The organism is Collimonas sp., from assembly GCF_039923675.1.
GTDB lineage: Bacteria > Pseudomonadota > Gammaproteobacteria > Burkholderiales > Burkholderiaceae_D > Collimonas.
Genome location: NZ_JBDTCG010000096.1, coordinates 18,662 through 33,741 on the forward strand (window position 1 = coordinate 18,662; position 15,080 = coordinate 33,741).

The following is a 15,080-nucleotide window of genomic DNA, read 5'->3' on the forward strand; positions in this document are numbered from 1 at the left end:
CCGGTTTGCCACGGACATACTCTTCTATCGCGGCTGTGAACTCCAGCCCTTGATACTTTACTGCCAAATCAACGCGGCAAGACCGAAGCTCCCATCAGGAATTCGTCCACAGCGCGCGCGCATTGACGGCCTTCACGGATGGCCCATACTACCAAGGATTGGCCACGGCGCATGTCACCGGCGGCGAACACCTTGTCCACCGATGTCTTGTAACAGGCATCGCCTTCGGTAGCCGCCTTGGCGTTGCCACGCGCATCCTTGTCGACACCGAACGCTTCCAGCACTTGCGCCACCGGCGAGACAAAGCCCATCGCCAGGAACACCAGGTCGGCCTTCATCTCGAATTCCGAATTCGGCACTTCCTGCATCTTGCCATCTTTCCATTCGACGCGCGCAGCGATCAGTTTTTCAACTTTGCCGTTCTTGCCCTCCAGCCGCTTGGTCGCCACGGCCCAGTCGCGATCGCAGCCTTCGTCGTGCGACGAAGAAGTGCGCAGCTTGGTCGGCCAGTAAGGCCAGACCAGCGGCTTGTTTTCCTGTTCCGGCGGTTGCGGCATCAGTTCGAACTGCTGGATCGATGCCGCGCCCTGGCGATTGGAGGTGCCCACGCAGTCGGAACCGGTATCGCCGCCGCCGATCACCACTACGTGCTTGCCGCCCGCCAGGATCTGGTCCTTGACCTTGTCGCCGGCATTGATCTTGTTTTGCTGCGGCAGGAAATCCATCGCGAAATGGACGCCCTTCAGCTCGCGCCCGGGCACCGGCAAATCGCGCGGTTGCTCGGCGCCGCCGGCAATCACCACGGCGTCGAACTCGGCTTTCAGCTCTTCCGGAGATATGGTCTTCTTGGCCCAGTTGTTGACATTGGAAGGAAAATCCTTGCCCACCAGAACGCCGGTGCTGAAGGTCACGCCTTCCGCTTCCATCTGGTCCACGCGGCGGTCGATATGTGATTTTTCCATCTTGAAATCAGGGATGCCATAACGCAGCAAGCCGCCGACCCGATCGCTCTTTTCAAACACGGTGACATCGTGGCCGATGCGCGCCAACTGCTGTGCTGCGGCCAGACCGGCAGGACCGGAACCAACCACGGCAACCTTCTTGCCGGTTTTCACCAATGGCGGCTGCGGCACGATCCAGCCGTTTTCCCAGCCCTTGTCGACAATGAAATGCTCGATCGACTTGATGCCGACCGGGTCACTGTTGATACCCAGGGTACAAGCGCTTTCGCATGGCGCCGGGCAGATGCGGCCGGTGAACTCCGGAAAGTTGTTGGTCGAATGCAGGGTCTCCAGCGCTTCGTGATACGCGCCGCGATAGACCAGGTCATTCCAGTCGGGGATGATGTTGTTGACCGGGCAGCCGTTGTTGCAAAATGGAATGCCGCAATCCATGCAGCGCGCGCCCTGCGTCTTGGCCTCGTCATTGCTCAGGCTGAGGATGAATTCCTTGTAGTGTTTCTTGCGTGCCTGCGGCGCTTCATACGTTTCGCCGACCCGCTGAAATTCCATGAATCCTGTTACTTTTCCCATTTTCTACTCACATTCCTGGCTGCAGGAGACACCGTGACCGGATCTTGCCGATCGCGGCGTTCCTTATTGTTACTTGGTTTAAGCCGACTTCGAATAACCCGGTTTGTCATTCCCGCGAACGCGGGAATCCATTTTGCGATCCGTAGCCTGGATCCCCGCGTTCGCGGGGATGACGGAGTTATTAAAAGGCACTTTGCCGCTGCCTGCTTCAACTGACTACGCGGCGACTTTTTCCTTGGCTGGCGCAATGCTCTTCGCCGCATTCAATTCACCCAAGGCCCGCTTGTACTCAGTCGGGAACACCTTGACGAACTTGCTACGCGAGACCACCCAGTTATCCAGCAGATTGCGCGCACGCGTGCTGCCGGTGTACTTGAAGTGGCGTTCGATCAGCCCCTTCAAGATGGCTTCATCCGCCTGTATTTCACCGCCGCGCGTGGTGCTGTGCCAGATCGCCTTGTCGATGGTGGCTTCTTGCTCGCCTTGGCTCAAGACCGGTTCCAGGATGACCATGGACATATTGCATTGGGCAGCGAATGCGCCGTCCGGATCGTAGACATACGCCAGGCCGCCCGACATGCCGGCGCCAAAGTTACGGCCGGTATCGCCCAGCACGACCACTGTGCCGCCAGTCATGTATTCGCAACCATGATCGCCGGTGCCTTCCACTACCGCAATCGCGCCGGAATTACGCACCGCGAAACGCTCGCCGGCGACACCGTTGAGGAAGGCTTCACCGGCAATCGCACCATACAGCACCGTGTTGCCGGCGATGATATTGTCGACTGCGCGGCCGCGGAATTCAGTGTTCGGACGGACGATGATGCGACCGCCCGACAAACCCTTGCCGACATAGTCGTTACCCTCGCCAACCAGATCCAGTGTCACCCCGTGCGCCAGGAAGGCACCAGCCGACTGGCCAGCCGTTCCCTGCAGCTGGATGTGGATGGTATCGTCGGGCAAGCCTTCGTGACCGTATTTTTTCGCCACTTCGCCGGACAGCATGGCGCCGACAGTGCGGTTGAGGTTGCGGATCGGCGAGATGAACGACACCCGCTCGCCTTTATCCAACGCCGCCTTGGCTTGCGCGATCAGCTTGTGATCGAGCGCCTTGGCGAGGCCGTGGTCTTGTTCTTCGGTGTGGTAGTACACGCCGCCTTCAGGCAATGCCGGCTGATAGAAAATGCGGCTGAAATCCAGACCTTGCGCTTTCCAGTGCGTCAGCGCCCGCGACTTGTCGAGCAAATCGGCGCGGCCGATCAGTTCGTTGAAACTGCGGATACCCAGTTGCGCCATGATCTGGCGTACTTCTTCGGCGATGAAGAAGAAGAAATTGACCACGTGTTCAGGTTTTCCGGAGAACTTGGCGCGCAGCACAGGATCTTGCGTGGCAACGCCAACCGGGCAAGTATTCAAATGGCATTTGCGCATCATGATGCAGCCTTCCACCACCAGTGGTGCGGTAGCAAAACCGAATTCATCCGCGCCCAGCAAGGCGCCGATCACGACGTCGCGGCCGGTCTTCATCTGGCCGTCAGCCTGCACCCGGATACGGTTACGCAAACCGTTCAGCACCAGCGTCTGCTGGGTTTCCGCCAGGCCCAATTCCCATGGCGAACCGGCATGCTTGATCGACGACAACGGCGAAGCACCGGTACCGCCGTCATGGCCGGCGATCACCACGTGATCCGACTTGGCTTTGGCGACGCCGGCGGCGACCGTGCCGACGCCCACTTCCGATACCAGCTTGACTGAAATCGAGGCACGCGGATTGACGTTCTTCAAATCGTGGATCAGCTGCGCCAGATCTTCGATCGAGTAGATGTCATGATGCGGCGGCGGCGAAATCAAGCCAACGCCCGGCACCGAGAAACGCAGTTTGGCGATGTATTCAGACACCTTGTGGCCTGGCAGTTGACCACCCTCTCCCGGCTTCGCGCCTTGCGCCATCTTGATCTGGATCTGGTCGGCGGAAATCAGGTATTCAGCGGTGACGCCGAAACGTCCGGACGCCACTTGCTTGATCCTGGAACGCAGCGAATCACCCGCTTGCAGGGGGATATCGACTTCGATGCGATCCTTGCCGATCACCGACGCCAATGTCTCGCCTTGCTTGATCGGGATGCCCTTCAGCTCCTGGCGATAGCGGTTCTCATCCTCGCCGCCTTCACCGGTGTTCGACTTGCCGCCGATGCGGTTCATCGCCACTGCCAGCGTGGCATGCGCTTCGGTCGAAATCGAACCGAGCGACATCGCGCCGGTAGCGAAACGCTTGACGATTTCCTTGGCCGATTCGACTTCGTCCAGCGGGATCGCCTTGCTTGGATCGATCTTGAATTCAAACAAACCGCGCAAGGTCATGTGACGCTTGGACTGGTCGTTGATCAGCTGGGCGTATTCTTTATAGCTGTTGAAATTGTTGGAACGGGTCGAATGCTGCAGCTTGGCGATCGCATCCGGCGTCCACATGTGTTCTTCACCGCGGATACGGAAGGCGTATTCGCCGCCGGCGTCGAGCGCGTTGGCCAGCACCGGATCGTCGCCGAATGCAGCGCGATGCAGGCGCAAGGCTTCTTCCGCCACTTCAAACACGCCGATGCCTTCCACATTCGAAGCGGTGCCCTTGAAGTATTTCTGGGTCATGCTCTTGTTGAGACCAATCGCTTCGAAAATCTGCGCGCCGCAATACGACATGTAGGTCGAAATACCCATCTTCGACATGACTTTCAACAAGCCCTTGCCGACTGCTTTCTGGAAGTTGTAGATGGCTTTTTCCGGCGACAATGCGCCTGGCAAGCCGTGCGCCAGTTCGGTCAGCGTATCCATCGCCAGGTAGGGATGGATGGCTTCCGCGCCGTAACCGGCCAGCAGTGCGAAGTGATGCGTCTCGCGCGCCGAACCGGTCTCGACCACCAGGCCGGTCGAGGTGCGCAGACCCTTGCTCACCAGATGCTGGTGAATCGCCGAGGTTGCCAGCAGTGCCGGAATCGCTACCTGTTCTGCATCGACCTTGCGGTCCGAGATGATCAGGATGTTGTGGCCGGACTTGACCGCATCGACCGCCTTGGCGCACAGCGATGCCAGACGCGCTTCGATGCCTTCCTTGCCCCACGCGACCGGATAGCAGATGTTCAGCTCATGCGACTTGAACTTGCCGCCGGTATGCGCGCCGATGTTGCGCAGCTTGGCAATATCGTCGTAGTTGAGAATAGGCTGTGATACTTCCAACCGCATCGGCGGATTGATGTTGTTGGTATCCAGCATGTTCGGCTTCGGTCCGATGAAGGACACCAGCGACATCACCATCGCTTCGCGGATCGGATCGATCGGCGGATTGGTGACTTGCGCGAACAACTGCTTGAAGTAGTGGTACAGCGTCTTGTTCTTGTTGGACATGACCGCCAGCGGCGAGTCGTTGCCCATCGAACCGATCGCTTCTTCGGCGGCCGCCGCCATCGGAGACATCAGGAACTTGATGTCTTCCTGGGTGTAGCCGAACAACTGCTGGCGGTCCAGCAGCGGAATGGTCGAACCGGATTCGGACGGCTCCGATTTCACCTCGTCCAGCTTGACCCGCACCGACTCGATCCATTGTTTGTATGGCTTGGCGTTGGCGATCGTGTCTTTCAATTCCTTGTCGTCGATGATGCGGCCGGCGTCGAGATCGATGAGGAACATCTTGCCCGGCTGCAGACGCCATTTCTGGATAATCTTGGATTCAGGAATCGGCAGCACGCCGGATTCTGACGCCATCACCACGAAGTCGTCATCGGTCACGATATAGCGCGCCGGACGCAGGCCGTTACGGTCGAGCGTGCCGCCGATATGACGGCCATCGGTAAACGCCATCGCTGCAGGACCATCCCATGGCTCCATCATCGCCGCGTGATATTCGTAGAAAGCGCGGCGGTTGTCATCCATGGTCGTGTGGTTTTCCCACGCTTCCGGAATCATCATCATCATCGCTTGCGCAATCGGATAGCCCGCCATCAGCAACAGCTCAAGCACGTTGTCGAAACAGGCGGTATCGGACTGGCCTTCATAGATCAGCGGGAACAGCTTTTTCAGATCGTCGCCCAGCACGTGCGATTTCATCACGCCTTCACGCGCACGCATCCAGTTGAAGTTACCCTTGACGGTATTGATCTCGCCGTTGTGCGCCAACAGGCGGTACGGGTGGGCCAGCGGCCATTCTGGGAATGTGTTGGTGGAGAAGCGTTGATGCACCAGCGCCAGCGCCGACAGGCAGCGCGGATCTTGCAGGTCTTTGTAGTACACGCCGACCTGGTCCGCCAGCAGCAAGCCTTTATAGACCACGGTGCGGGCCGACATCGACGGCACAAAAAATTCCTTGCCATGCAGCAGATTCAAAGCCTGAATCGCGTGGCCGGAGGATTTGCGGATTACATACAGTTTGCGCTCCAGCGCATCGGTCACCATGATGTCCGGACCGCGGCCGATAAAGATCTGGCGGATCACCGGTTCCTTGTCGCGCACGGTGGGCGACATCGGCATCTCGATATCGACCGGCACATCGCGCCAGCCCAGCACGACCTGGCCTTCAGCCACCACCGCGCGTTCGATTTCCTGTTCGCACGCGATGCGCGAAGCGTTCTCTTTTGGCAAGAACACCATACCGACCCCGAATTCGCCAGGTGGCGGCAAGGTCACGCCCAGCTTCGCCATCTCTTCGCGGTAATACTGGTCCGGCACCTGGATCAGTATCCCGGCGCCATCGCCCATCAGCTTATCCGCACCGACCGCGCCCCGGTGATCCAGGTTCTTCAGGATCAGCAGGCCTTGCTCAATGATCGAGTGGCTCTTGTTGCCTTTGATATGTGCAATAAAACCGACGCCACAGGCATCATGTTCATTAGCCGGATCGTATAAACCTTGCGCTTGCATAACGTTGCTCCACCACTTTTAGAGTAAGGATATTAAGAATAGTGCAGACGCTCTCAGACTTCAATCACAATAAATGGGGTCAGAGTCAAATTAACTTAGCTGTTTTTTGCACCAAAATTAAATAGGGACAGAGTCAATTTAGTGCAAATGATATTTTTAAGTCATTTCTATTATTTTTTTGCGACCAGTTCCACCGGCTCCGCGGCCGCATCAGGGGACTGCTTGAATGGTCGCCCGCGCCTGGCCGGCCGCACTCTGAGATTGCCCTGCTTTTCCAGGCCGGCCTTGAATTTGTCCGAGCCCAACGGCCAGCCCTTGTTGGTGGCGTCCATCAGCTGCCGCGCCTGATCCGAAGTAAGCGCCTGCTCTGCCATTTCCTTATATGCAGCCTCGCGATCGAATGGCGTGTTACCCAAGGCCCAATACAAAGCATGGTCTGTCACCAATGGGTCGGATTTGATCCCAACGTGGTGCAAATAGCTCGACCACGGGTACTCTCCAGCCGTCGAAGTGATGCCTCCACGCACCGGATTCTGATCGATGTAGCAACTGCACAACATGAAATACCGCTCTGAATCTATCACTGTGGCCCTGTAGCGTCCTTGCCACAAGGTCCCCACTCGCGCATATTTCTGGTTGAAATAAGGCACATAGAATCGCCCCACCCACTGCATCATCCGCGCCAAGCCCTCGGCATCGCTGGGCGTCGCCAGCAAATGGATGTGGTTAGTCATCAATACATACGCATGAATGGCCACCTTGAACTGCTTGGCCGCATCACGCAAACGCCCGAGAAAATTCACATAATCTTCGATTTCCCGAAAAATAGCCTGCTTATCAACACCCCGTTGTATCAGGTGATGTGGCTGATTAGGAATAACAAGACGAGGAAGGCGAGCCATGGCAAATAGAGAGCAGTTTAAGATGTCCCGATTTTACCAATTAATTCGACTCTGACCCCAATTAAATTGCATTAATTAGGGTCAGAGTCGAATTAATGCTTCGGCTTGGAGGATTTGGCTTAGGGCGTCGAAGGCTGGGGAGCTGTAGTCTTGGCGGCGGATCAGGTAGGTGGGGACGTTGCCGGCGGGGCCGATGGGGTAGATGGCCAGGCTTTCGGTGCAATTGTGCAGCTCTAGCACCGAGCGCGGGGCCAGGGCGATGCCGGCGCCGGCGGCGACGCAGGCTAGCATGGCGTGGTAGGAGCCAAGTTCGAGGATGCGGTCGGGGCGGCGGCCGGGGATGCTGCCTGAGGCTAGCCAGTTTTCGGCGTGGCGGCGGTAGGCACAGCCGTGTTCGAAAGCTACCAGGGTACGGGTTTGCAGATCGTCCGGGCTGCTTATCGGCGGATGGCTGCGTGCGGCTAGCAACACCAGTTCTTCGGCGTATAGCGGCAACGCCACCAATAAAGGATCATCCAGTGGACCGGCTACCAGCGCGGCATCGAGCGTGTATGCGCGGACCCGGTCGATCAGCATCTGGGTCGGGCCGGTGCTGAGTTCCAGTTGCACCGCTGGCCATTGCTGGTGAAAGCGCGCCAAAGGGATAGGCAAGCGGCTGGCGGCGGTGCTTTCCATAGAGCCGATGCGCAAGCGCCCTTGCGGCACTGCCGGCTGTACCGCCTCGCGCGCTTCGCCAGCCAGGTTCAGGAGGCGTTCGGCGTAGCCCAGCAGGGTTTCGCCGGCGGGCGTCAGCACCAGGCGCTTGTGGTCGCGGGAAAACAGGCTGACGCCCAATGAGGTTTCCAGTTGGCGAATGCGGGTCGTGACATTCGACTGCACCCGGTGCAGTTGCTCAGCAGCACGAGTAATGCCGCCCTCGCGCACCACGGTGCGGAAAATTTCCAGGGATAGGAGATCCATACATCATCTCTTTTTAAGATGGATAACATTCTAATTATTCATTTTTCAGGATGATGCTGTCAAGGTAGGATGAATACTGTCAACTTCAGCGCAATATCGATCAAAACGCATTCGCCTCATGACGGCCATCCATCAGGAGCTTTAGCATGTCCAGCACCCACATCACCACGCATCCCGATACCGGCGCAAACGGAGCGCAGCCATCATTCGCCGCCGCGCTCGGTATTCGCTATCCGATCGTACAAGGTCCCATGAACGGCGGCTCGCCGATTGAACTGGTCACTGCGGTCAGCAATGCAGGAGGGCTGGGTTCTTTCGCCGCCACCCTACTCTCGCCGACGGCAATCATCGAGGTCGTAAAGAAAATCCGCACGCTGACGACGTGGCCGTTCAACGTCAATTTATTCATCCTGGAAACAAGCCAGCCTGACGATGCCGAAATCGCCGCAGCGCAAGCGCTGTTGCAACCGTTCCGAACCTCACTCGGCTTGGGGCCGGCGAGCAAGCCGCAGAAATTCAGCGAGAATTTCAAAGAGCAATTGGCCGCCCTGCTGGAAGCCGCGCCGCCGGTGATCAGTTTCACCTTTGGCATCCTCGATGCAGCCACCGTGGCGCAATTCCAAGCCAAAGGTTGCAAAGTGATCGGCACCGCCACCACGGTTGCCGAAGCCAAAGCGTGGGAACAGGCGGGCGCGGATTTCGTTTGCCTGCAAGGCGCGGAAGCCGGCGGCCATCGCGCCACATTCCTGGGCGATATCGAACAATCCTGCGTAGGCTTGATGACATTGATCCCGCAAGTCGCAGCAGCGGTAAAACTGCCGATCATCGCCGCCGGCGGCATCATGGATGGCCGCGGGATTGCAGCGGCCTTGCTGCTGGGTGCGCAGGCGGCGCAGTTGGGCACCGCCTTCCTGGCTTGCCCGGAATCCGGAATCGCACCGGCCTGGCGCGAGCAACTGGCCAGCGCGCGCGACGACAGCACCCGACTGACGCGCAGTTTTTCCGGCCGCTACGCGCGCGGCATCGTCAATCCTTACATGGAGCAAATGCGGCCGCACGAAAGCGCCTTCCCGGCTTATCCGATCCAGAATGCGCTGAGCGCTGAAATCCGTCAGAGCGCCGCTAAAATGCAGCGCCCGGAATTCATGTCCTTGTGGGCCGGCCAAGGCGTGGCGATGACACGGCCGATGCCGGCAGCGCAATTGGTGGCAACGCTGGCGGCTGAATTGCAAACGCCGCACGCGATCAATTATTAAGGCTAACGATGCACAAGGTGCAAGGTACAAAGTGAATAATTACCGGCAAGGCGTTACGACAACCATCGTCATGAACACCGAACAGAAGCAGGAAGCATCGCGCGTGGCGCTGGCAGGCGCACTGGCCATGGCGGTAGCGATGGGTATCGGCCGCTTCGCCTTCACCCCGCTGCTGCCGATGATGCTGCACGACGGCGTGATCGATCTGACCGCAGGCGGCTGGCTGGCAACGGCAAATTACCTCGGTTATTTTATCGGCGCCTTGCTCTGCATGGCGTTGCGCGGCAGCGCCACCGGCTTCATCAAGATTGGCTTGGCAAGCACGGTATTGCTGACACTGGGGATGGGGATATTCCAGTCGCCGGTGGTGTGGCTGGCGTTGCGCACGCTGGCTGGCATCGCCAGCGCCTGCACCTTTGTCTTCGCTTCCGGCTGGTGCCTGCAACGCCTGACGCAACTTCACGCACCTGCGCTGGGCGGCATCATTTATTGCGGCCCCGGCTTCGGCATCATGCTGACCGGACTGGCGACCAGCGCGATGGTGGCGCATGGCTGGACGGCATCGTATGGATGGTTGACCTACGCCTTGCTGGCATTGATATTGACGGCGCTGGCCTGGCGCACGTTTTCCGGATCTTCAGCCGCATTGCCCCCGCCTGCGCCTGCATCGCATACGCTGCCGCCAGCACAGATCGCACGGCAGGCGCGCGGCCTGACCATCGCTTACGCACTAGCTGGATTTGGCTACATCATCACGGCAACTTTCCTGCCGGTGATTGCGCGCCAGGCCTTGCCGGGTTCCAGCTGGCCGGACTTGTTCTGGCCCTTGTTTGGCATCTGCGTCGCCGTCGGCGCCTGGCTGGCAACCAAGTTGCCGGCACACTGGGATAATCGCTTGCTACTGTCTGCCTGTTATCTGTTGCAAGCAGGCGGCGTATTGATCAGCGTGGCGTCGCCCAGCGTCGCCGGCTTTGCGCTTGGCAGCATTTTGCTGGGCATGCCGTTCACCGCGATAACCTTGTTTGCGATGCGTGATGCCCGTCGCCTGCATGGCGACCATGCGCGCAGCCTGATGGGATTGCTGACTGCGACCTACGGCATAGGCCAGATCATCGGGCCGCCGCTGACCACGCGCCTGGTCCATGGCAGCGGCAATTTTACCTCGTCGTTATGCGTGGCGGCATGCGCGCTGCTGGCCGGCGCCGTCTTACTGGGAGTGATGTTCCGGCAGGACCGCCAACAACGCGCTTGAGCTCACTCCGCGGCAAACTCGGCCGCGGCCTTGGCGGTCCACAGCGCCTTGTTATACGAAGGGAACGGGGCATCGTAACCGTCGATCGCGCCATCCTCGCTGACAAAATGCACCCACCAGCCGTCATCGTCCTGCACCAGGGCAATGTCACCGTTGCCGCAGTGTTCCAGGATTGCCTCGCCAGCGGCCAAGGTGATGATATTGATGCGCCGGTGCTTGATTGCCGTTGGCATGGCAGGATTAACGGAACGCCGGTTCGCTGAAGCTGCGCAGCTTGCGGCTGTGCAGTTGTTCCACGCCCTGGTTGCGCAACAGTTCCAGCGCCTTGATGCCGATCTTCAGATGCTGGTTGACGCGCTGTTCGTAGAAACGATTGGCCATGCCGGGCAATTTGATTTCGCCGTGCAGCGGCTTGTCCGAGACACACAGCAAAGTGCCGTAGGGAACCCGGAAACGGAAGCCGTTGGCGGCGACAGTCGCACTCTCCATATCCAGCGCAATGGCGCGGCTTTGGTTAAACCGCAGCAAAGGCTTGCGATGATCGCGCAGTTCCCAGTTGCGGTCATCGATCGAGGCCACCGTGCCGGTGCGCATGATACGTTTCAGCTCGTAGCCTTCTAGCTGGGTAATGGTGGCCACGGCATCTTGCAAGGCCAGTTGCACCTCGGCCAGCGCCGGTACCGGCACCCACAATGGAAGATCGTCATCCAGCACATGGTCGTCGCGCACGTAGGCATGCGCCAGGACATAATCGCCCATCCGCTGCGACGTCGACAAACCGGCGCAATGGCCCAGCATGATCCAGCCGTGCGGACGCAATACCGCGACGTGATCAGTGATGGTTTTGGCGTTCGATGGCCCTACCCCGATATTGATCAGCGTGATGCCGGAACCGTCGGCTCGCTGCAAATGATAGGCCGGCATCTGCGGCTGGCGCGCCGGCGCCACACCGGTCAGAGAACGGTCGGACGGCAGATCATCCAGGTTGGCGTTCCAGGTAGTGAGATCGCCCGGTTCGACAAACGCCGAGTATTGCTGGCGGTAGGCGCGCTGTTCCGGATCGCTGGTGGCTTGCATCAGCTCGCGGCCCATGCGGATGAATTCGTCGATGTAGAAAGCGTAATTGGTGAACAGCACATAACGCTGGAAGCGATCGGGCGAGGTGGCTGTGTAGTGCTTCAGCCGATGCAATGAATAATCGACGCGCGGTGCGGTGAACAGGGCCAGCGGATGCGGATCGCCCGGCAATTCTTCAAACGTGCCGTTGACGATACGGTCATCCATGGTGGCCAGGTTCGGCAGGTCGAAGACATCCGGCAGCGTGCGCAGATGATCAGGATCAAGCGTGCCCTCGACGTGGATCCCCTCGGGGAAGGCGAAATGCACCGGAATCGGCATCTCGCTGACGCCGATTTCCAGCGGCACGTCGTGATTATCGCGCAACAGCTTGAACTGGCTGACCAGATAATTGGTGTAGAGCGAAGGCCGCGTCAGCGTGGTTTCATAGACGCCTGGGCCGGAGACGAAACCAAACGAATGGCGGGTATCGGCACGGGTATTGAATTCGGTGGTGACGCGCACGAACGGATAGCAGGCACGGATCCGTTCCGGCATCACTTCGCCGTTGGAAAATCGCTTGAAAGCCTCCCGCAGCAAAGCGGTGTTGTGCTCGTAAATTTCACGCACGCGCTCGACGGCTGCGTGGGGATCGGTGAATTGCTCAGTGGGGAACATTGACTCTCCGTAGCGGTATCAGTTGCGCTCGGCCCGGAGATTTTTATCCGAGCCATATGACGCAATTCTACTGTGATTGGAGAGGGAGTGCGCGTCGAGCGCGCAGCCGCCGGGACTATTTCAATAAATCGTACTTGCCGCCTCTTTCGATCGCGCGCAGATAGGCAGGCCGGGCGTGAATGCGCTGCAAGAAATCTAGCAGGCGCGGATAGTTGGCGCCGAGGCCGCCACGCGACTGAAAGGCTTCCAGCGGAAAGCTGATCTGGATATCGGCGGCGCTGAATTCCTCGCCCGCAAACCAGGTCGATTTGCCCAGCTCGCCTTCCATGAAATCCATATGCGTCTTGAGTTGCGGATCGATATAGCTGCGCTGCACACCCTTCGAAATCATGCGCGCCACAGGCCGCAGCAACGCAGGCATCGGTGGCAGTCCCAGGCGGCCGAAGATCAGCTTCATCAGCAATGGCGGCATGGCAGATCCTTCGGCGTAATGCAGCCAGTAGGTATAGCGCAGGCGATCCTTGCTGTCGGCAGCAGGAATCAGGCGGCCGTAGCCGTATTTCTGCACCAGGTATTCGATAATCGCACCCGATTCGGCAATCGTGTTGTCGCCATCCGTGATCACCGGCGATTTGCCGAGAGGATGCACCGCCTTTAGCGCCAGCGGCGCCAGCATGGTTTTGGGGTCGCGCTGGTAAGGCTTGATCTCATAGGCCAGCCCCAGCTCTTCGAGCAGCCAGAGCACGCGCTGCGAACGGGAATTGTTGAGATGGTGGACAATAATCATGGTCGAGGGGTCTGGTCAGGTAAATGGGAAAGTTGCAGCACTCGGTTGCAAACAAGTGCCGCTAGCGTAACCCATTTACCCCGATTCATCCCTCCTTTAGCGATTCTTCCACCTTGGGTTAGAGGCTACGCTCGGGTCGGACTCAACAAGCCCTGGCAAGTGGCGCGTTGGCCGTCTGCCGTCGGCAGCTTGACGCATACGCTGTCCAACTGGCCGCGCAAACGGCCCAAAGCGGCCTGGTGGGTGCCGCCGCTATTCCAGGCCGTGAGTTTTTGCCCGAGGCGTTCCAGCGCCGAACGGTTGCGTTCATAAAACGCGTTCTGGGTGCCGCCAAGTTCCTGGAACACGCCATGCGCGACCTTCTCGACGCGCGCTTCGTCTTGCGGCGCCAGTTCCAGCAATCCGGACAGATACGCAACGCCCCATTGCAGACGTGTCGCCGGTCCTTGCGCGGCCTGATAGGCTTGCTCGTACCAGTTGATCGCCGCGCCTTTGTCACCGCGTTTCCTGGCATTCGACGCCAGGCTGAGCATGAAATAGTAAGGCGCATGCGAGCGCTTCAGTTCGGCTTTCAGCAAGCTGTCCGAATCGTCCAGCAGACCGGCGTCGCTCAAGGCATGGGCAGCGGTATTGATCACCGATTGCCGTTCGAAGGCATCAGTGGTGGCGCTGTCGGCCTGCGCCACTTTTTGCCGTACTTCCTTGATCAACGCCGGCGACAAGGCGCCGTCCGGATTATCTATGCGCGCCAGCGATACCTGCGCCGCCAGCGCCGACAGCCGGTCAGTCTTGGACAAGGTGGCGTCGATCGACAGGCGTTGCATGGCCAGGTTGGAGGCCGCCAGCAATTTGGTGCGCGCCGCCGTTTTAGGATCGCTTGCCAGTTGCACCAGTTCGGCCGGATAGTTGGTCAATATATCCATGTTTTCACGCGCGCTGCGGACATCGCCCAGCGTTTTGTTCAATAACGCAGCTGCTGCGGTTTTATCAACCGCGCCGGCCTCGCCCGGCCTCGCAGTGGCAGCCGCCACCAACGCGCTCAAGGCCAGGCGATTGGCGATATCGCCCGCCGGACCGGCCGCCGCCAAACGCTTCAAGGTCGCCGGCAAATCCTTGCCGCTGACCAGTTGCTGTTCATCGGTATCCCACGAGTAGTACGCCAGCAAGCGCCATTCGTCGGCCGTCAGCTTGCCGCCGGCCAGCGCCGCTTGCAAGGTTTGCCGCACCGGGCGGTTGGCGCTGATACCCAGCGTCAGCGTCTGCAGATAGCGTTCGGCATCAACCTCGCCCGGCAGGCGGGTGATTTCCGTGCCGTCCGGCTTGAACAGGATCATGGTCGGATAGCCGCGCACCTTGAAACGCTCGCCGAGTTTTTGCGCACCGGCGCTATCGCCATCGATATGCACCGGGACAAAAAACCGCGAGCGCTCGATAAAGCCCTGGCGGTTGAATATGGTTGCCTTGACTTGATTGCAAGGCGGGCACCAGGTCGCGCCCCAATACAGGAACAGCGGTTTGTTGTTGGCCTTGGCAAAGGCGAAAGCGGCGTCGACGTCGCCCTCATACCAGTTGATGCCGTCGGCCGCAGCAGCTGTTGCAGCTGTTGCAGCTGTTGCAGCGGCAGGTTTTTGGCCGGCGGCGGGTAGCGCCAGGGCCGTTCCGGTCGCGCAAATCAGGGTGGCGAAGAGCGCAACGGTAGCAGATTGGATTTTCATCGTGTGCATGTATAAATGGTGAAACCGCAAAAGGGGC

Annotated in this window: 10 protein-coding genes; 2 read left to right on the top strand and 8 right to left on the bottom strand. The window is 59.3% G+C overall.

The genetic code is table 11. From position 1 onward, the window contains the following. Nucleotides 1-68 precede the first annotated feature (68 nt). From ABI171_RS21335 to ABI171_RS21350, 4 genes are all read right to left on the bottom strand, one after another. Entirely contained in the window at nucleotides 69-1,532 is a 1,464-nt protein-coding gene (locus ABI171_RS21335) for a glutamate synthase subunit beta (RefSeq protein WP_348094573.1), read from the bottom strand. Between the two features lie 216 nt (nucleotides 1,533-1,748). Further along, nucleotides 1,749-6,437, bottom strand: coding sequence for a glutamate synthase-related protein (locus ABI171_RS21340; protein ID WP_348094574.1), 4,689 nt, complete (start codon nucleotides 6,435-6,437; stop codon nucleotides 1,749-1,751). Nucleotides 6,438-6,607: 170 nt separating this feature from the next. Further along, entirely contained in the window at nucleotides 6,608-7,339 is a 732-nt protein-coding gene (locus tag ABI171_RS21345; RefSeq protein WP_348094575.1) for a transposase, read from the bottom strand. Between the two features lie 81 nt (nucleotides 7,340-7,420). Then, entirely contained in the window at nucleotides 7,421-8,299 is an 879-nt protein-coding gene (locus ABI171_RS21350) for a LysR substrate-binding domain-containing protein (RefSeq protein WP_348094576.1), read from the bottom strand. Between the two features lie 146 nt (nucleotides 8,300-8,445). On the opposite strand from ABI171_RS21350, the gene ABI171_RS21355 reads away from it, so the two are divergent. Beyond that, nucleotides 8,446-9,555: a nitronate monooxygenase gene (locus ABI171_RS21355; protein ID WP_348094577.1), complete on the top strand. Its 1,110-nt coding sequence runs from the start codon at nucleotides 8,446-8,448 to the stop codon at nucleotides 9,553-9,555. A 70-nt stretch (nucleotides 9,556-9,625) separates the two neighbouring features. Further along, nucleotides 9,626-10,807, top strand: a complete 1,182-nt coding sequence (locus ABI171_RS21360; protein ID WP_348094578.1) for a YbfB/YjiJ family MFS transporter — start codon at nucleotides 9,626-9,628, stop codon at nucleotides 10,805-10,807. A 2-nt stretch (nucleotides 10,808-10,809) separates the two neighbouring features. On the opposite strand, the gene ABI171_RS21365 is transcribed toward ABI171_RS21360, so the two are convergent. From ABI171_RS21365 to ABI171_RS21380, 4 genes are all read right to left on the bottom strand, one after another. Further along, on the bottom strand, nucleotides 10,810-11,040 hold the full coding sequence (locus tag ABI171_RS21365) for a hypothetical protein (RefSeq protein WP_348094579.1): 231 nt from the start codon (nucleotides 11,038-11,040) through the stop codon (nucleotides 10,810-10,812). A 7-nt stretch (nucleotides 11,041-11,047) separates the two neighbouring features. After that, a complete protein-coding gene (locus ABI171_RS21370) occupies nucleotides 11,048-12,541 on the bottom strand; it encodes an AMP nucleosidase (RefSeq protein WP_348094580.1) in 1,494 nt (497 codons plus the stop codon). A 115-nt stretch (nucleotides 12,542-12,656) separates the two neighbouring features. Continuing rightward, nucleotides 12,657-13,328 (bottom strand): glutathione S-transferase, encoded by a 672-nt coding sequence (locus tag ABI171_RS21375; RefSeq protein WP_348094581.1) that lies wholly within the window; start codon nucleotides 13,326-13,328, stop codon nucleotides 12,657-12,659. Nucleotides 13,329-13,453: 125 nt separating this feature from the next. Next, a complete protein-coding gene (locus ABI171_RS21380) occupies nucleotides 13,454-15,043 on the bottom strand; it encodes a thioredoxin family protein (protein ID WP_348094582.1) in 1,590 nt (529 codons plus the stop codon). Between the last annotated feature and the right edge of the window lie 37 nt (nucleotides 15,044-15,080).